Annotated in this window: 12 protein-coding genes and 3 tRNA genes; all 15 read left to right on the top strand. The window is 63.8% G+C overall.

Annotation, left to right across the window (positions count from 1 at the left end; all coding sequences use genetic code 11):
* Window positions 1-125: 125 nt before the first annotated feature.
* The 15 genes from mutS (at window position 126) to HUW10_RS03795 (ending at window position 18,108) form a co-directional block, all read left to right on the top strand.
* On the top strand, window positions 126-2,774 hold the full coding sequence (gene mutS / locus HUW10_RS03865; RefSeq protein ID WP_174502293.1) for a DNA mismatch repair protein MutS: 2,649 nt from the start codon (window positions 126-128) through the stop codon (window positions 2,772-2,774).
* Between the two features lies 1 nt (window position 2,775).
* On the top strand, window positions 2,776-5,592 hold the full coding sequence (locus HUW10_RS03860) for a [protein-PII] uridylyltransferase (RefSeq protein WP_174502292.1): 2,817 nt from the start codon (window positions 2,776-2,778) through the stop codon (window positions 5,590-5,592).
* A gap of 277 nt (window positions 5,593-5,869) precedes the next feature.
* Window positions 5,870-7,732 carry an autotransporter domain-containing protein gene (locus HUW10_RS03855; RefSeq protein WP_236656192.1) on the top strand — a complete coding sequence of 621 codons (1,863 nt, stop codon included), beginning with the start codon at window positions 5,870-5,872 and terminating at the stop codon, window positions 7,730-7,732.
* Window positions 7,733-7,850: 118 nt separating this feature from the next.
* A tRNA-Leu gene (locus HUW10_RS03850) sits at window positions 7,851-7,932 on the top strand.
* Between the two features lie 67 nt (window positions 7,933-7,999).
* Complete coding sequence (tig, locus tag HUW10_RS03845) at window positions 8,000-9,322, top strand: trigger factor (RefSeq protein WP_174502290.1); 1,323 nt, start codon at window positions 8,000-8,002, stop codon at window positions 9,320-9,322.
* A 158-nt stretch (window positions 9,323-9,480) separates the two neighbouring features.
* Window positions 9,481-10,110 carry an ATP-dependent Clp endopeptidase proteolytic subunit ClpP gene (gene clpP, locus HUW10_RS03840; protein ID WP_174502289.1) on the top strand — a complete coding sequence of 210 codons (630 nt, stop codon included), beginning with the start codon at window positions 9,481-9,483 and terminating at the stop codon, window positions 10,108-10,110.
* Window positions 10,111-10,242: 132 nt separating this feature from the next.
* On the top strand, window positions 10,243-11,499 hold the full coding sequence (clpX, locus tag HUW10_RS03835) for an ATP-dependent Clp protease ATP-binding subunit ClpX (protein ID WP_174502288.1): 1,257 nt from the start codon (window positions 10,243-10,245) through the stop codon (window positions 11,497-11,499).
* Between the two features lie 161 nt (window positions 11,500-11,660).
* Window positions 11,661-14,102, top strand: coding sequence for an endopeptidase La (gene lon / locus HUW10_RS03830; protein ID WP_174502287.1), 2,442 nt, complete (start codon window positions 11,661-11,663; stop codon window positions 14,100-14,102).
* 163 nt (window positions 14,103-14,265) lie between these two features.
* Window positions 14,266-14,529, top strand: a complete 264-nt coding sequence (locus tag HUW10_RS03825) for an HU family DNA-binding protein (RefSeq protein ID WP_283770803.1) — start codon at window positions 14,266-14,268, stop codon at window positions 14,527-14,529.
* Between the two features lie 78 nt (window positions 14,530-14,607).
* A tRNA-Val gene (locus tag HUW10_RS03820) sits at window positions 14,608-14,679 on the top strand.
* 334 nt (window positions 14,680-15,013) lie between these two features.
* Window positions 15,014-15,090 (top strand) — tRNA-Asp (locus tag HUW10_RS03815).
* 164 nt (window positions 15,091-15,254) lie between these two features.
* The gene (locus HUW10_RS03810) at window positions 15,255-15,620 is read left to right on the top strand and encodes an NADH-quinone oxidoreductase subunit A (protein ID WP_174504741.1); all 366 of its coding nucleotides are present in this window, start codon (window positions 15,255-15,257) and stop codon (window positions 15,618-15,620) included.
* Between the two features lie 76 nt (window positions 15,621-15,696).
* Complete coding sequence (locus tag HUW10_RS03805; RefSeq protein WP_174504740.1) at window positions 15,697-16,257, top strand: NADH-quinone oxidoreductase subunit B family protein; 561 nt, start codon at window positions 15,697-15,699, stop codon at window positions 16,255-16,257.
* A complete protein-coding gene (locus HUW10_RS03800; protein WP_174502285.1) occupies window positions 16,250-16,891 on the top strand; it encodes an NADH-quinone oxidoreductase subunit C in 642 nt (213 codons plus the stop codon). The genes HUW10_RS03805 and HUW10_RS03800 overlap by 8 nt, the downstream gene beginning before the upstream one ends.
* Window positions 16,888-18,108 (top strand): NADH-quinone oxidoreductase subunit D, encoded by a 1,221-nt coding sequence (locus HUW10_RS03795; RefSeq protein WP_174502284.1) that lies wholly within the window; start codon window positions 16,888-16,890, stop codon window positions 18,106-18,108. Before HUW10_RS03800 ends, HUW10_RS03795 begins: the two co-directional genes overlap by 4 nt.
* Window positions 18,109-18,110: the final 2 nt, after the last annotated feature.

Below are 18,110 nucleotides of genomic sequence, written 5' to 3'. Positions count from 1 at the left end.
GCCGGATTTTTCCTCCGAGTTCAACCGGATTTCTCCTGACGAGAATAGGGATGGAAATTATTTCCGGCACTCGACATTTTGCCGCGCTCTTCCTCGCCTACCGTGTCCTCGGCTAGAAAGAATGAATGAATTCAGAGCGCGCCGCCGGCGCAACCCCCGCGATGGCGCAGTGGTTCCGCGCGAAGGCCGACTACCCGGACGCGTTGATCTTCTTCCGGATGGGGGATTTCTACGAGCTGTTCTTCGAGGATGCCGAGGCGGCCTCGGCGGCGCTCGACATCGCGCTGACCGCACGCGGTACCCATCAGGGCGAGCCGATCGCGATGTGCGGTGTGCCGGTCTCGCAGCGCGATACCTATCTCACCCGGCTTATCCGGCGGGGATTCCGCGTCGCGGTAGCCGAGCAGGTCGAGGCACCAGAGGCAGCGAAGGCGCGGGGTGGCAAGGTGCTGATCGACCGCGCCGTGGTCCGGCTCATCACCCCCGGCACGATCACCGAGGAAGCGCTGCTCGACTCGGGGCGAGCCAGCCTTCTGCTGGCGCTGGTGCCGCGGGCCGGCCGGGTCGGTGCCGCCTGGCTCGATGTCTCGACAGCATTGTTCGAAACCGCCGATCTGGCAGAAGCCGAACTCGCCGCGCTGCTCGGCCGGCTGGACCCGGCGGAAATTCTTTCCGCGGCAGATATCGAACTCGGGCCGCATGAAAGCCGGCGGACCGACCCAGGCCCGCCGCCGCCTGCGGAGCTGGCCCGGCGCGATCTCGCGCGGCTGTTCGATGTTGCCTCCCTCGACGCCTTCGGTGCCTTTACCGATCATGAGGCACAGGCGGCAGCGGCGGCGCTGCGCTATGTCGAGCGCAGCCAGGCCGGCACGCTGCCGCGCATCGCCCGCCCGGTGCGCGCGGGCGAGACCGGCCTGCTGGCAATGGACGCCGCGACCCGCGCAAGCCTCGATCTGCTGCGCACGGCTGATGGCGGTGAGGCCGGCAGCCTGTTCGGCGCGGTACGCCGAACGGTGACCGCCGCAGGCGCGCGGATGCTCGCCGGCTGGATCGCCGCACCGCTCGACGCGATCGGCCCGCTGCAGGCGCGGCAGGCGGGCTGGCAGAGCCTGCTCGACGCCCCGGGCACACTTGCCGCACTGCGCGGCGCACTGCGCGGCGCGCCGGACCTGGCCCGCGCACTCGTGCGGCTCGGCCTCGCGGGGCGGAAGGCGGGCCGGCTGTCCCCGCGCGATCTGGGCCAGGTGCGGGATTCACTCGCTGCCGCGCGCGCGGTGGCCGAGGGGCTTGCGCCGGCGGTCGCCGCCGACCCCATGCACCCGCTGGCGGAGGACGTGGCGAAGCTCGCCGCCGGGCCGGAGCTGGCGGCGCTGCTGGCGGCCGCGCTGGTTGAAACACCACCCGCGCGGATCGGCGATGCGCCGGCGATCCGCGCGGGGTTCGACGGCGAGCTCGACGGCGAGCGCCGGCTGCGCGACGACACCCGCCAGGTGATCGCGGCGCTGCAGACCGAACTTGCCTCGCGCTACGGCATCGCCAGCCTCAAGGTGCGGCATCACAGTCAGCTTGGCTATGTGCTGGAGGCGCCGGCGGCGGCGGTCGAGGCGCTGCGGGCGTATCCGGAGCTGATCCTGCGGCAGGGGCTGGCTTCGGCGGCGCGGTTCACCCATCCCGAATTGTCGGATCTCGACCGGCGGATCGCCGAGGCGCATGAGCGGGCGGCGGCGCGGGAGGCGCTGGTGCTCGATCATTTGCTCGCCGCGGCAATGCGCGAAGAGGCGGCGCTCGCGGACTGTGCGGCGGCGCTGGCGCGGCTCGATGCGCTGCAATCGGCCGCGACGCTGGCCGAGAGCGGGCGCTGGTGCGCGCCCGAGCTTTCCGAGGACGCGGCGTTCAGCATCGTCGCCGGGCGGCATCCGGTGGTCGAGGCGGCGCTGCCCGCCGGGGCGCGCTTCATCGCCAACGATGCCGACCTTTCGCCCGAGCGGCGGCTGATGCTGCTGACTGGGCCGAACATGGCCGGCAAATCCACCTTCCTGCGGCAGAACGCGCTGGTGATCGTTCTTGCCCAGGCCGGGCTGCCGGTGCCGGCGGACCAGGCGCGGATCGGGCTGGTGGACCGGCTGTTCTCCCGCGTGGGTGCTGCCGACGACCTTGCCGCCGGTCGCTCGACCTTCATGGTCGAGATGATCGAGACCGCGTCCATCCTCAACCAGGCCGGGCCGCGCAGCTTCGTCATCATCGACGAGATCGGCCGCGGCACCGGCACGCGCGACGGGCTCGCGATCGCCCAGGCGGTGCTGGAGGCGCTGCACGGGTCAATTCGCTGCCGCAGCATCTTCGCCACGCATTTTCACGACCTGGTGCAGCTTGGCGCGGCGCTGCCGCGGCTGCGGCCGTGCACGATGCGGGTGAAGTCGTGGCGGGGCAGCGTCGTGTTCCTGCACGAGGTGATCGAGGGCGCGGCGGAGCGAAGCTGGGGCGTGCATGTCGCGAAACTCGCCGGGCTGCCAGAGCCGGTGATCCGCCGGGCCGAGGCGCTGCTGCGCGCGGCCGAGCGCGGCGGCAGCGAGGCGGGCGCGCTGCCGCTTTTCGCGGCGGCGGGAGACGACCAGCCGCCATCCGCTGAACTGCCGTCTGCGGATGGCTGGCATGCGGCGCTCGCCGAGGCCGATCCGGACCAGCTTTCACCACGCGCAGCGCTGGAACTGATCTACGCGTGGCGGCGAAACTTCCTTGGCGACAAGGCGGATGGCGCGGTAGAGAAGAAGTGATATGTCGAACACCAGCCAGCCGTCGCGCGATTTTCCGCCCGTCATGCCAGCGGCCGTGAGTCCGCCGCCGCCGCATGACGCGGTCATCGGTCGCCCCGATATCGGCGCCGAGCTCGCGCGCACGCTGCCGCGCGGCAATCCGCCATCGCGGGATCACGCGCTCGGCATCGTTCGCCGCCAGCTCGCCCGGCTGCAAACCCATGTGCAGACCCGCTTCGAGCGGGGCGACATGTCCGGCCTTGCGGCCGCCCGTCTTCTCTCGGGGCTTATGGACGAGCTGCTCGCCGCCCTGATCGGCTACGCGGTCGATCTGCTGCCGGTCGAAGAGGGAGATCGCCTCGCTGTTGCCGCGACCGGCGGGTACGGCCGCGCCACTCTCGCGCCTTTCAGCGATATCGACCTGCTGTTCCTGACCGACAGCGAACCCTCCGCCCGGGTGCTCCGCGCGGTGGAATTCATCCTGTATTTCATGTGGGATCTCGGGCTGAAAGTCGGGCACGCCACCCGCTCGACAGCCGATTGCCTGACCGAGTCGCAGGGCGACAGCACGATACGGACATCCTTGCTCGATGCCCGCTGCATTGCCGGCGACCGGGCGCTGTTCGCGCATTTCCAGCAGGCCTTCCGCCACGATTGTGCCGCCGGCAGCCCGGCGGGCTACATTACCGCGAAACAGGCCGAACGCGCCGCCCGCCACAGGCGTTTCGGCGATACGCCCTTCATGGTCGAGCCGAACATCAAGGAAGGCAAAGGCGGGCTGCGCGACCTGCAAACCCTCTACTGGCTCGCCCGCTACGTGTTCGGCACATTCGCCATGACCGAGCTGGTCGGCGCCGGCGCGCCGGGTGGCGGCATTCTCAGCGCCACCGAGGCGCGCGCCTGCAAGCGGGCATGGGACTATCTCTGGAGCGTGCGCTTCCATCTGCATTATGTCGCCGGCCGTGCCGAGGAACGGCTGACCTTCGATCTGCAGCCGGTGATCGGCGCGCGCATGGGCTATACGCGGCATGGGCGGCAGGATGGGGTGGAGCGATTCATGCGGCACTATTTCCTGGTCGTGCGCGAGGTCGCGCGGGTGACAGGGGTGCTGGAACCCGCCGTGGTGCGCGCGGCGCTGGGGCCGCCCGCGATCGCGCCGGCGACCGACGCGGCACTGCTCGATGCCGGGTTCGTGCTGGCAGACGGCAAGGTCCTGTTTGTCACCGGCCGCGAGCCGATGGCCGAGCCGATCCAGCTGCTGCGGATCCTGCAGGTCGCGCGCGACCGGGGACTGAAACTGCATCCACTTGCGCTTCGCGCGATGATCCGCGGCGCACGTCGTACGGCGGAACTGCGTACCGATCCCCGCGCCGCGGCACTATTCCTCGACCTGCTCTGCGGTGACGGGGAGGCCCGGCAAGATGGCGCCCAGTGGCTCGCGATACTCAACGAAACCGGCGCGCTGGGCCGCTATCTGCCCGACTGGCGGCGCATCGTCGGGCAGATGCAATTCGATTCCTACCATGTCTACACGGTCGACATGCACACGATCCACGCGATCGGGGTGCTGAACGCGATCGAACGCGGCGAGCTTTCGGAGATCGTACCGGTGGCCAGCGGGCTCGCGCATCACGTGCAGTCGCGCCGGGCGCTCTACGTCGCGCTGCTGCTGCATGACATCGCGAAGGGCAGGGGGGGCGACCATTCCGAGATCGGTGCTGAACTGGCGCTGACGATCGGTCCGGCGCTTGGCCTTGATCCAGAGGAAACCGAAATGGTGTCCTGGCTCGTGCTGCATCACTTGCTGCTGAGCCAGACCGCGTTTTCCCGCGACATCGACGACCCCAAGACGATCCTCGACCTCGCCGATGTGGTCCAGTCGCCCGAGCGGCTGAGATTGCTGCTGATCCTGACGGTGTCGGACATCCGCGCGGTTTCGCCCAAGGTCTGGAACGGCTGGAAGGCCACCTTGCTGCGCGAAATCTATGCCCGTGTTGCCGAAGTGCTCGAGGGCGGGCTGGCCACGACCGAGCGCGATACCCGGGTGGCGCGGGTCAAGCAGATGGTGGCCGAACTGCTTTCCGACTGGCCGGATGCCGAGCGCGATGATTTCCTCAACATGGGATATCCGGGCTACTGGCTTGGCTTCGACCCCGAGAGCATAGCGCGGCACGGCCGAATGATCCGCGATGCGCGGCACAGGGATGCTCCCCTGACCGTTGCCGCGGAACCGTTGCCCGCGCGCTCGGTGACTGAAGTCGTTGTCTATACCGCTGACCATGCTGGTCTGTTCAGCCGTATCGCCGGAGCGCTCGCGGTCGCCGGGGCGACGATCGTCGATGCGCGCATCCACACATTGACGGACGGCATGGCACTCGACACGTTCTGGATCCAGGATGCCGGCGGCGGATCGCTCGAATCGCCGCACCGGCTGGCCAAGATTTCCGCCGTGATCGAGCAGGTGCTGTCCGGCCGGCTGCGCCTCGCCACCGAAATCGAGAAGGCGACGAACAGCGTTGTCGGCGGGCGGATGCGGGCAATCCATGTGCCGCCGCGGGTCGTTGTCGACAACAGCGCGTCCAACCGCCACACCGTCATCGAGGTGAATGGCCGTGACCGGCCGGGACTGCTGCACGACGTCACCGCTGCGATCACCTCGCAGGGCCTGCAGATCGCCTCGGCGCATATCACCACCTACGGAGTCCGCGCGGTCGACGTGTTCTATGTGAAGGATGTGTTCGGCCTGAAGGTTCAGAACGAGCGCAAGCTCGCCCAGCTGCGCAGCGCGCTCATCGAGGCGCTGGCCGGCCGCTCCTATGAGGTCACCGCAGCGTCTTGAGCGGCTGAACTCCAACTTGATGTGACCCGGCTCTGCCGGGAGGACAAAATTCTAGGGCGCGAAATTTTTATTTGACCAGGAAATTTCGACTGCGACATAATTGCTCCGTAATGGGAAATGTCCTGTCCAAATCGGCTTGAAGCAGCCGGATGCGGGATAAACAAAGGGGAGCGAGATGACCTTCGAGATATCCTTTCGAAGACTGGCGATTGGCGCAATCGTGGCCGCGTTCACGGGGCTTGCGCCAGCGAGGGCGCAGGCGCCAGGCAGTCTGTACGTGTTTGGCGACAGTCTGAGCGACAATGGCAATATTCCACGCCTGACCGGCGTTCCCTATCCGCCGCCGCCCTATGTCGGTTTCCGGTTTTCGAACGGGCCGGTCTGGGCGGAGTATCTGCCGGGGCTGACCGGGTTGAACTTCAAACCCTCGAACGACTATGCGGTGGGTGGCGCCTTCGCCGGGCCGCTTGTGGCCAATGGCGTGACCTACAACAATCTCGCCAATTTCCCGACGACATTGCTGCCCGGCCTGCCCAACGAATTGCAGGAAATCCAGAGTTTTGCCGCATCGGGCGGGCGTTTCGCGCCGGCCGACGTGGTGGGGATCTGGATCGGCGGAAACAATTATTTCGCAACGGAGGCGCTGGTGGGCGCTGCCCCTGCCCAAGCGCAGCAGATCGTCGGCCAGAACGTGAGTACCGTACTTGCCCAGACCGGACAGGCAATTCAGCAGGTGGCCGCGCTGGGGGCGCGGCAGATCGTGCTGCAAAATCTCGTGCCCTTCGGCAATGTGCCGACGGTGAACGGCACGCCGCAGCTTGTTGCGCTCGGCGACCAGATCATCGCGGCGCATAATGCGGGGCTTGCGACCCTCGCCGGGCAGATGCATGCCTCACTCGGGATCAACATCCTGCTGATCAACCAGCAGCAGATCTTCTCCGAGATCAGCGCCAATCCTGCGGCCTATGGCTTCACCAACGTAACCGACGCCTGCTTCGCCTCGGCCAGTTCGGCCTGCGCCTTTGCGCCAGCCTCGGTGCAGAACCAGTATCTTTGGTGGAACGTGCACCCGACCACGCACGGGCACCAGGTGATCGCGGCCTATGTCGCCAGCGCGTTGAACGGCTTCCAGTCGCTGTCGGTGCCGGCGCGCCTGCTGGATGCCGGCGCCGCGGCCTTCGCGCAGACGATCAGCACCAGGATGGAGGCGCTGCGTCACGGTGCCGGGGGGCTGACGGTCGATCTTGCCGGCGCGCCGATGCTGGCGGATGCGGCGGCGGGCGATACCGGCCCGATGGAACTGCCGGGCAACGGTCACGCGCTGTCGGTTTTCGTCGCCGGTGGCTACGGGTTCGGCGCCCGGGCGGCGGCACCAGGCAGCCTCGGCTTTCACGACCAGATCGGCACTGTGACTGCCGGCGCGGATTACCGCTTCACCCCCCACCTCACCGCCGGCATCGCGATCGGGTATTCGCGCGAAAGTGCGACGGTGAATGAGGGAGCGCGGTTGAATGCCGATGCCTACCAGTTTGCAGCCTATCTCGCTGCGCATAGCCGGCACCTCTATCTCGATGCGCAGGTCGATTACGGCATCGACCGGTTTGGCCGGATCAGCCGGCCAGGCGTGCTGGCGCCGATCACCGCCTCGCCACGAGGCCATACGCTGGGTGCTACCGTGCAGGCCGGCTATGTGTTGCATCGCGGTGTCGTTGAATTCGGCCCGACCGTAGGGATCGATGCGACAGACGCGCATGTCGACCCGTATAGCGAACAGGGTGACCCGGCGCTGACCATGGCGGTGGGCGGCCAGGATTTCGGGCGCGTGCTGTTCGACGCCGGATTTGCCGCTTCGGCGCAGGTCAGGCTGGGCGGCTTCGCGATTCGCCCGCATGGCTCGCTCGGGATGCAGGCCTCGATCGGCGGCGCTCCGGGCCAGTTCGCCAGCGTTTTCACCGACGAGCCGCTGGTCGGCCTGACCACGACCTATCCGCAGCTGTCGACGATGTGGGGCGTGGCGGATGCCGGTGTCACAGCGCGGCTTGCAGGCCAGCTTTCGGCGACGGTCGACCTTGCGACGACTTTCGCGCGGCGTGCCGGAGAGCAGCGGATGGTCAGCGCCGGGCTGCGCTGGCGCTTCTGAGCCGCGGACGCGCACGCAGTTTGCCGTTCTCGCTTGTCGCGGACGGCAAAGCGCGCTAGTCCGCGCCGATCGGCCATACGCGGTATCGAACGCGCATGGCCTGCTTGGTCCGGTTCGGGCGGGCGTGGTGGAACTGGTAGACACGCCAGATTTAGGTTCTGGTGGCGCGAGCCGTGGGGGTTCAAGTCCCTCCGCCCGCAGACGGGGTTGATCTGCCGTGCCCGCACGGCGCGTGGGAAATGGCGTAACGTAAGGATTGGTTTGGACATGCAGGTTACCGAAACCCTCACCGAGGGGCTGAAGCGCGGCTTTACCGTCGTCGTGCCGGGCAGCGATCTTGACGAGAAGCGCGAGAAGCGCCTCGCCGAGCTGTCGAAGACGATGCAGATGCCGGGCTTCCGCCCGGGCAAGGTGCCGCTGTCGATGGTGCGCAAGCGCTTCGGCGACGCGGTGGCCGCCGAGGTGATGGAAGCTTCGGTGAACGAAGCGACCGAGCGGATGATCAACGACCGCAGCCTGCGCCCCGCGGTGCAGCCGAAGGTCGAGGTGGTTCGCGCCGATCCCGGTTCCGACCTCGAATTCACTGTCGAGCTCGAAGTGCTGCCCGAGGTGACGATCCCCGATCTGAAGGCGATCAGCCTGACCCGGCCGAAGGCGCCGGTGACCGAGGCCGAGATCGACGAGGCGATTGCCCGTTTCTCCGAACAGCGTGCCGAGGCCGAGGTGGTCACTGAAGACCGGCCGGCCGCGACCGGCGACATTCTCATGGTCGACTTCCTCGGCAAGCGCGACGGCGTGCCCTTCGATGGCGGCGCCGGCACCGACACCGATATCGAACTGGGCGGCTCGGGCTTCATCCCCGGCTTTGCCGAGCAGATGGAAGGCATGAAGGTCGGCGAGACCAGGGTCATCACCGTGACCTTCCCCGAGCAGTACCACGCCGCTGAACTCGCCGGGAAGGAAGCGACGTTCGATATTACCGCCAAGGCGCTGAAGCGCCGCGTGGCGCCGGTGATCGACGACGCGTTCGCCGAGACCAACGGCTTCGAGAATCTCGCCGAGTTCCGCAAGTTCTTCGCCGACCGGCTGGAACAGTCCCGCGCCGGCGCCTCGCGGCTGAAGGTCAAGCGCGCGCTGCTCGACAAGCTGGCTGAGCAGGCCGATTTCCCGGCGCCGGCCTCCCTGGTCGATGCCGAGTTTGCCGAGATCTGGCGCCAGGTCGAGGCAGAGAAGCAGGCCGGTCGTCTTGATGAGGAAGACGCGGCGAAGGACGAAGAGACACTCCGCGCTGATTATCGCGCGATTGCGGAACGCCGCGTGCGTCTCGGCCTGCTGGTTGCCGAGATCGGCCGCACCAACAACGTGCAGATCACCGAGCAGGACATGCGCCGCGCGATGATGGCCGAAATGCAGCGCTTCCCCGGCCAGGAAAAGATGATCATGGAGTTCTACCAGAAGAACCCCGGAGCACTCGACCGCCTGCGCGGCCCGATCTTCGAGGACAAGGTGGTGGACTACGCACTCGAGCTTGCCACGGTCGCGGATGAAGAGGTTACCGTCGAGGCATTGTTCGCCGACTCCGACGACTGAGCTTCTTTTCTCCCCGGGGGTGGACGTAACCCTGTTCCCGGCTCATCTTAAAAGGCTGAGGGGGCGACGCCGGCCGTGATTCGGCGGCCGTCGCTCCCGGCAGGACACGATTTCATGCGGGTGCGGTGCGTCCGGCCCCGACTTGGAGACAGATGCCGATGGATCGCGACCCCACCGAGATCTACATGAACAGCCTTGTGCCCATGGTGGTCGAGCAGACCGCCAGAGGCGAGCGCGCTTACGATATCTATTCGCGACTGCTGAAGGAGCGGATCATCTTTCTCACCGGCCCGGTCTATGACCAGGTCGGCTCGCTGATCGCAGCACAGTTGCTGTTCCTGGAGAGCGAGAACCCGTCAAAGGAAATTTCCTTCTATATCAATAGCCCGGGCGGCGTTGTTTCGGCCGGCCTCGCGATCTACGATACGATGCAATATATCAAGTCGCCCGTCTCGACGGTGTGCATCGGGCAGGCAGCTTCGATGGGCAGTCTGCTTCTGGCGGCGGGCGAAAAGGGCAAGCGCTTCGCGCTGCCGAATTCGCGGGTCATGGTGCATCAGCCCTCGGGCGGTGCGCAGGGCCAGGCCGCCGATATCGAGATCCAGGCACGCGAGATACTTACCCTGCGCCGCCGTCTCAACGATATCTATGTCACTCATACCGGGCAGACGCTCGAAGCGATCGAGCAGGCGCTGGAACGCGACAGGTTCATGTCGGCCGACGAGGCAAAGACGTTCGGCCTGATCGATGAGGTTGTGACGAAGCAGCCGGCGAAGGATACGAAATAAAGCATCGCCGCGCCGCCCGGCAGCCGTCCGCGGTGGCGCGGCGTCGCAATGCTTGTGCCGGCGGGACTTGAGGTCTAGTCTCAGTCCCTTGATCGATGCGCCGGTCTTCTTGCCGGCGCTGCTGGAGCATAGATGAGCACGAAGTCCGGAGACTCGAAGAACACCCTGTATTGCTCGTTCTGCGGCAAATCGCAGCACGAGGTTGTGAAACTTATCGCAGGGCCGACCGTATTCATTTGTAATGAATGCGTTGAACTTTGTATGGATATCATTCGCGAGGACAACCGGACGCACCTCGTGAAAACACGCGATGGCGTGCCGACACCGCGCGAAATCTGCAAGGTGCTCGACGATTACGTGATCGGGCAGGAACACGCCAAACGTATCCTGAGCGTCGCGGTGCACAACCACTACAAGCGACTCGCGCACGCGCAGAAGAACAACGATATCGAGATCGCGAAATCCAACATCATGCTGGTTGGCCCGACCGGCTCCGGCAAGACACTGCTTGCGCAGACCCTGGCCCGGATTCTCGATGTGCCGTTCACCATGGCGGACGCAACGACGCTGACCGAGGCCGGCTATGTGGGCGAGGATGTCGAGAACATCATCCTGAAACTGCTGCAGGCCGCTGATTACAACGTCGAGCGTGCGCAGCGCGGCATCGTCTACATCGATGAAGTCGACAAGATCAGCCGCAAATCCGATAATCCCTCGATTACCCGCGATGTTTCGGGTGAGGGCGTGCAGCAGGCGCTGCTCAAGATCATGGAAGGCACCGTTGCTTCGGTGCCGCCGCAGGGTGGGCGGAAGCATCCGCAGCAGGAATTCCTGCAGGTCGACACGACCAATATCCTGTTCATCTGCGGCGGCGCGTTTGCCGGGCTGGAAAAGATCATCGCCCAGCGGGGCAAGGGGTCCGGCATCGGGTTCGGTGCCGATGTGCGCGATCCTACGGAACAACGCACTGGTGCCATCCTGCGCGAGGTAGAACCTGAGGACCTGCTGAAATTCGGCCTGATCCCGGAATTCATCGGACGTCTCCCGGTTGTTGCCACTTTGGAAGATCTCGACGAAGCAGCGTTGATCGAGATCCTCACCAAGCCGAAAAATGCGCTCGTGAAGCAATATGGCCGCCTGTTCGAGATGGAAGGGGTGAAGCTGAACTTCACGGAAGATGCTCTGAAAGTGGTCGCGTCACGCGCAATCCAGCGCAAGACCGGTGCGCGCGGCTTGCGATCGATCATGGAAAGCATCCTGCTTGAGACCATGTTCGATCTCCCGGGACTCGATTCCGTGGAAGAGGTGGTCATAAACGGCGAAGTCGCCGAGGGACGGGCCAACCCGCTGTTTCTGCATGGCAAGGAACGCGCTGAAACAGGTTCCTGAGCGGGCCGATCCGTTGGGTTCGGCTCTTGTGAGACCCGCAATGTGCCGGGGCATTGCGGCTGTCTCGATGTGGCACAATATCTCTCCTGTGGCCGGATCGCCCGGCACCGCGCACTGTGCCGATTCAGGGCAGAGCGCGCCGCTTATCGAAAGGTAGTCTGATGTCAGAGACCGATCCCAAAAAGACCAAAGCCGCCCTTGTGAAGGCGCCGCTCGAAGGTGAGCGGCTGGCCGTGCTTCCCCTGCGGGACATCGTCGTGTTTCCGCACATGATCGTGCCGCTCTTCGTAGGCCGCGAAAAATCGGTTCGCGCACTCGAAGGGGTGATGAAGGAAGACAAACAGATTCTGCTGGTGGCACAAAAGAACGCCCAGCAGGATGACCCGGCTCCAGGTGACATTTACGAAGTCGGGACGATCTCGACGGTGCTGCAATTGCTGAGGCTTCCGGATGGCACCGTCAAGGTGCTCGTGGAAGGCGTGCGCCGGGCCCGGATTACCAAGTTCCACGAGGTGGACAGCCATTTCGAAGTTACCGCAGAGCCGCTCGATGAAGTCGTCATCGGCGGCAAGGAACTCGAGGGTCTGGCCCGCGGGGTGGTCTCTCAGTTCGAGCAATATATCAAGCTGAACAAGAAGATTGCGCCGGAAGTCCTTGTTTCCATTAACCAGATCGACGATCCGTCGAAACTCGCCGATACGATTGCAAGCCATCTCGGGCTGAAAATCGCCGACAAGCAGGAATTGCTTGAGACCGGCTCCGTGGCGGAACGGCTGGAGCGTGTGTTCGCTCACATGGAATCCGAAATCGGCGTACTCCAGGTGGAGAAGCGGATTCGCAACCGCGTGAAGCGGCAGATGGAGAAGACGCAGCGGGAGTATTATCTCAACGAGCAGCTCAAGGCGATCCAGAAGGAGCTTGGCGAGGGCGACGAAGGCAAGGACGAGACCGCCGAACTCGAGGAAAAGATCCGGACCACCAAGCTCTCGAAGGAAGCGCGCGACAAGGCGATGGCCGAGCTGAAGAAGCTGCGGACCATGAGCCCGATGAGCGCCGAAGCGACGGTGGTACGCAATTATCTCGACTGGCTGCTGGGCATTCCCTGGAAGAAGCGCGCCAAGATCAAGAACGACGTGATCGAGGCAGAACGCATCCTCGATGCCGATCATTATGGCCTCGACAAGGTCAAGGAGCGGATTCTGGAATACCTGGCGGTGCAGTCGCGCAGCCCGAAACTCCGGGGGCCGATTCTCTGCCTTGTAGGGCCGCCCGGCGTTGGCAAGACGTCGCTCGGCAAGTCGATCGCCAAGGCAACGGGACGCAACTTTGTCAGGATGTCGCTCGGCGGCATGCGGGACGAGGCGGAAATCCGCGGCCATCGCCGGACCTATATCGGCTCGATGCCGGGCAAGGTCATCCAGGGGATGAAGAAAGCGAAGACGTCGAACCCGCTATTCCTGCTCGACGAGATCGACAAGCTCGGTGCTGACTGGCGTGGCGACCCGACCTCGGCCCTGCTCGAAGTGCTTGATCCGGAACAGAACGCGTCCTTCAACGACCATTATCTTGAGGTCGATTACGATCTTTCGGACGTGATGTTCGTGACCACCGCGAACTCGCTGCGGATGCCGCAGCCGTTGCTCGACCGTATGGAGATCATCCGTATCCCCGGATATACCGAGGACGAGAAGGTTGAGATCTCGAAGCGGCACCTGATCGGGAAACAGGCCGAAGCACATGGTCTCAAGGCCGGCGAGTGGAGCGTTTCGGACGATGCGATCCGCGAACTTATCCGCACCTACACCCGTGAGGCCGGGGTTCGTAACCTCGAGCGCGAGATAGCCAATCTCGCCCGCAAGGCGGTGAAGGACATCGTTACAAAGAAAGTGACGAAGGTTGCGGTTACCCGGAAGAATCTCGAAAAATTCGCCGGCGTCCCGCGGTTCCATTATGGCGAGACCGAGGCCGAAGATATGGTCGGTGTGGTCACCGGTCTGGCGTGGACCGAAGTCGGCGGCGAGATTTTGACGATCGAAAGCGTGCTGCTGCCGGGCAAGGGAAACGTCAAGCAGACCGGCAAACTTGGCGATGTGATGCAGGAGAGCGTGTCTGCGGCGATCTCCTACATTCGTTCGCGGGCCATCAGCTTTGGAATCAAACCGCCGATCTTCGAGAAACGTGACATTCACGTCCATGTTCCCGAAGGCGCGACGCCAAAGGATGGCCCTTCGGCGGGTATCGCGATGGCGACTTCGATCGTTTCAGTGCTTACCGGCATCCCTGTGCGCAAGGACATCGCCATGACCGGCGAGATCACGTTACGCGGACGGGTTCTGCCGATCGGAGGGCTGAAGGAGAAGCTGCTGGCTGCTCTCAGGGCCGGCATCACCACGGTGCTGATCCCCAAGGACAATCAGAAGGATCTCGCGGATATCCCTGAAAACGTGAAGAAATCGCTGAAGATCATCGCGGTTTCGCATGTTGACGAGGTCATCGCCCAGGCGCTGGTGCGCAAACCTGAGCCGATCGAGTGGGCGGAACCGGTTGAGCCGGTTGCGCCGGCTCAACCCGGTGCAACCACTGGTGCAGTCCTGCCTCACTAGCCTATCGCGTGTTTTTTGCGGCCGGTTTCCATTCGTCTTCGTTGACGCAGGGAAACCGGCCCCTTTAGTGTGCGGCGTTCGGCGGAATGCGTGGCCGGAAGCCGATTCGTTTTTTGACCGCCACTTCCGTTTAAACCAACTGGGAGACTGACCCGTGAACAAAATGGACCTCGTCGCAGACGTTGCGGAGAAGACCGACCTTACGAAAGCCAAGGCCACCGAAGTGGTGGATGCGGTGTTTGCTGCCATTGAGGATGCGCTGAAGCGCAAGGAAGAAGTCCGCCTGGTCGGTTTCGGCACGTTCGGCACGGCTGAACGGAAGGCGGCGACAGGTCGCAATCCGCGCACTGGGGAAGAAATCCAGATCGCGGCGTCGACCTCGGTCAAGTTCAAGCCGGGCAAGACTCTGAAGGATGCCGTGAACTGACACTGAAACTGGTCGATCCCCAAGTCGGCCTGTATTGATTGCAAAGCCCCTGCCAGCTGACTGGCAGGGCGCCGCTCCGGGCGGTTAGCTCAGAGGTAGAGCGTCTCGTTTACACCGAGAGGGTCGGCGGTTCGATCCCGTCACCGCCCATTCATAACTGTCCCCTTTCCCTTTTGCGGCACAACCTGAGCGAATCGATACGATTCGGGTTCTATGCAGCTGGCGTCTTTCATCTCAGCGCATAGCAGTGTCGCGTAAATGGCTCCGAAAACAGGAAAACGCCGTGTCGTCGCACTCTCGAAAAGGGGTGGAGCCCCGTGCTGGGCCATGTTTGCCGGATTTGGCTGGAGGTTTGTGCCTTTGCCGTGGGATCTGGTGGTGGTGACATGACCCGAGAGTGGTTTGTCCCCCGATTGCGCACGGGACAACCTCGCGACCAGAGCTTGACGCGCATCGGCCGTCGCTATACGGAACGTCTCACAACGCGGGTGTAGCTCAGTTGGTTAGAGCGCCGGCCTGTCACGCCGGAGGTCGCGGGTTCGAGCCCCGTCACTCGCGCCACTTTGCCTTTCTTCAGGCAACGTGGATAGACAATAAATAAGGAGGACATGCCCTGTAACAGCCTGAGATATTCGGGTTGCTCTGGCGTGTCTTGCCTGCGACGGTCTGGCTTGCGGTTCACCGCAACCTGACCATTGATACTGGATATGCAGGGGACAATCGCGATGCATGCGGATCTGTCGGTCTACTTCCCCATACTGGTTTTTCTCGGCATTGCAGGTCTTCTTGGCGGCGCTTTCGTTGTCGGCTCGCTTCTTGTTGCGAGACAGAATCCCTACGGCGAAAAGCTGTCCGCGTATGAATGTGGCTTCGCTCCATTCAGCGATGCGCGTCGCAAGTTCGATGTCCGGTATTACCTCGTGGCAATTCTCTTCATCATCTTCGACGTCGAGATCGCGTTCCTGTTTCCCTGGGCTGTGAGCCTGTCGCGGATCGGCGCGCTGGGGTTCTGGTCGATGATGGGGTTTCTGGCAATTCTGGCGATCGGGTTTATCTATGAATGGCGCAAGGGAGCGCTTGACTGGGAATAGTCTTGCCCTGCCTGTGCCTGACCCGGATGAGACGAGTGATAAACCGGCCGCAATTGGCCCAAGCGGAAGGCATGACATGAACGCCGTGCAACAACCCGACATTGCCTGGAATCGTGAGCACCTGGATCCTGGAGCCGATCAGGATGCGGTGGTCCGCAGCATCACGGGTGAAATCGCCGGCAAGGGATTTGTCGTGGCCAATCTCGATCGGCTGGTGAACTGGGCCCGAACCGGCAGCTTGTGGCCGATGACCTTCGGCCTCGCCTGCTGCGCCGTCGAGATGATCCACGCTTACATGCCGCGCTGGGATCTCGACCGTTTTGGCATCATCCCGCGCAATTCCCCGCGCCAGAGCGATGTGATGATCGTCGCCGGGACACTGACCAACAAGATGGCGCCGGCCCTGCGCAAGGTCTACGACCAGATGCCCGAGCCGCGCTGGGTGATCTCGATGGGCAGCTGCGCCAATGGCGGCGGCTATTATCATTATTCCTATTCGGTCGTGCGTGGCTGCGACCGGATTGTCCCGGTGGATATCTACGTGCCGGGCTGCCCGCCCACGGCAGAGGCGCTGGTGTACGGGATCACCCAGTTGCAGAAGAAAATTCGCCGGACGGGGACGATTTTCCGTGAGTGAAGAGAACCAGACCGAGGCGCCGGCTCCGGAGGCGCTAGAGGATATTTTCGGCGACCGGCTTCGCGGGATCACCGGCGTAACGCATGTCACGCTGGAGCGTGATGAACGCATCATTTCGGTGGTGCGCGAGTCGCTTGCCTCAGTCATGCGCGCGCTCCGTGACGATCCGCACTTCGCCTTCGAACAATGCATGGACGTGTGCGGTGTCGATTGGCCTGAGCGGGCCGAGCGGTTCGATGTCGTCTACAATCTTCTGTCGGTTAGCCGGAATGACCGGCTGCGCGTGATCGTGACCACCAATGAAACAACGCCGGTGCCGAGCGTCAGCGAGATCTGGCCTGGCGTGACGTGGTGGGAGCGCGAGGTCTTCGATTTGTTCGGCGTGAGCTTCGACGGGCTTGTGGATCATCGGCGGATCCTGACCGATAACGGGTTCGAGGGGCACCCGATGCGCAAGGACTTCCCGCTCACCGGCCATGTCGAACTCCGCTACGACGAGGAACAGAAGCGGGTGGTGTATGACAAGGTCGCGCTGACGCAGGAATTCCGGAATTTCGATTTCCTGTCGCCGTGGGAAGCGATGAACACGCTTCCCGGCGATGAGAAGGCGACTCGCGGGGGGGCAGGCACATGAGCAGTGCGATGCAGAATGGCGCGCAGGAGACCGAGCGCCGCGTGATCGACATCAACGACCGTCATACGGTCAATGTCGGCCCCCAGCATCCGGCGACACACGGCGTGCTGCGCCTGATCATGGAGCTTGAAGGCGAGACGGTGACGCGCGCCGATCCGCATATTGGCCTGCTGCACCGCGGGACCGAGAAGCTGATCGAGTACAAATCCTATCTTCAGGCGGTGCCGTATTTCGACCGGCTCGATTACGTCAGCCCGATGTGCTGCGAGCATGCCTTCGCCCTGGCGACCGAGCGGCTGCTCGGCGTGACAGCGCCTGAACGGGCGCAGTGGATCCGCGTTCTGTTTGCCGAAATTACCCGCATCCTCAATCATTTGCTGAATGCTGTTCATCTGGCGCTGGATATCGGCGCACAATCTCCGAGCCTTTGGGGGTATGAAGAGCGGGAGAAGCTGCTGACCTTCCACGAGGCTGTGTCGGGCGCGCGCTTCCACGCGAATTATTTCCGCCCCGGCGGGGTTTCGAAGGATATGCCTGCGGGTCTGGCCGATCAGATCTGGGAATGGAGCGAGCGGTTCCCGAAATTCCTCGACGATCTGCAGAACCTGCTGAATGACAACCGGATTTTCCGCCAGCGCCTTGTCGATATCGGGGTGATCTCGGCCGAAGACGCATTGGCGATGGGGTTCTCCGGCCCCAATCTGCGCGCCTCGGGTGTCGCTTGGGATCTGCGGCGGGCGCAGCCTTATGACAAGTATGACGAGGTTGATTTCGACATTCCGGTTGGGCGGCATGGCGATTCATTCGATCGCTACCTCGTGCGGATCCGCGAGATGGTGGAGAGCCTGAAAATTATCCGCCAGGCGCTCAAGGCGATGCCGGAGGGCCCGATCAAGGTGCAGGATCACAAGATCACACCGCCGAAACGCGCCGAGATGAAACGCTCGATGGAAGCGCTGATCCATCACTTCAAGCTCTACACCGAGGGGTATCATGTGCCCGCCGGCACAACCTACACCGCGGTTGAGGCGCCGAAGGGCGAGTTTGGGGTGTACCTCGTCGCCGACGGCAGCAACCGGCCCTATCGCTGCAAGATCCGCGCGACCGGCTTCTCGCATCTCCAGGCTATGAACCTGATGTCGAAGGGCCATCTTCTAGCCGATGCCATCGCCGTGCTCGGCTCGATCGATATCGTGTTCGGTGAAGTGGATCGCTGAAA

This window comes from Acidiphilium sp. C61 (assembly GCF_905116885.1).
Lineage (GTDB): Bacteria > Pseudomonadota > Alphaproteobacteria > Acetobacterales > Acetobacteraceae > Acidiphilium.
The sequence above is the reverse complement of the archived record's forward strand: the minus strand, read 5'-3'. Positions and strand labels throughout refer to the sequence as shown.

What these genes read in the sequence shown, in the direction of transcription:
- mutS (WP_174502293.1), top strand. Translation starts at nt 126, where the DNA reads ATGAATTCAGAGCGCGCCGCCGGCGCAACCCCCGCGATGGCGCAGTGG.
- HUW10_RS03860 (WP_174502292.1), top strand. Translation starts at nt 2,776, where the DNA reads ATGTCGAACACCAGCCAGCCGTCGCGCGATTTTCCGCCCGTCATGCCA.
- tig (WP_174502290.1), top strand. Translation starts at nt 8,000, where the DNA reads ATGCAGGTTACCGAAACCCTCACCGAGGGGCTGAAGCGCGGCTTTACC.
- clpP (WP_174502289.1), top strand. Translation starts at nt 9,481, where the DNA reads ATGGATCGCGACCCCACCGAGATCTACATGAACAGCCTTGTGCCCATG.
- clpX (WP_174502288.1), top strand. Translation starts at nt 10,243, where the DNA reads ATGAGCACGAAGTCCGGAGACTCGAAGAACACCCTGTATTGCTCGTTC.
- lon (WP_174502287.1), top strand. Translation starts at nt 11,661, where the DNA reads ATGTCAGAGACCGATCCCAAAAAGACCAAAGCCGCCCTTGTGAAGGCG.
- HUW10_RS03825 (WP_283770803.1), top strand. Translation starts at nt 14,266, where the DNA reads ATGGACCTCGTCGCAGACGTTGCGGAGAAGACCGACCTTACGAAAGCC.
- HUW10_RS03810 (WP_174504741.1), top strand. Translation starts at nt 15,255, where the DNA reads ATGCATGCGGATCTGTCGGTCTACTTCCCCATACTGGTTTTTCTCGGC.
- HUW10_RS03805 (WP_174504740.1), top strand. Translation starts at nt 15,697, where the DNA reads ATGAACGCCGTGCAACAACCCGACATTGCCTGGAATCGTGAGCACCTG.
- HUW10_RS03795 (WP_174502284.1), top strand. Translation starts at nt 16,888, where the DNA reads ATGAGCAGTGCGATGCAGAATGGCGCGCAGGAGACCGAGCGCCGCGTG.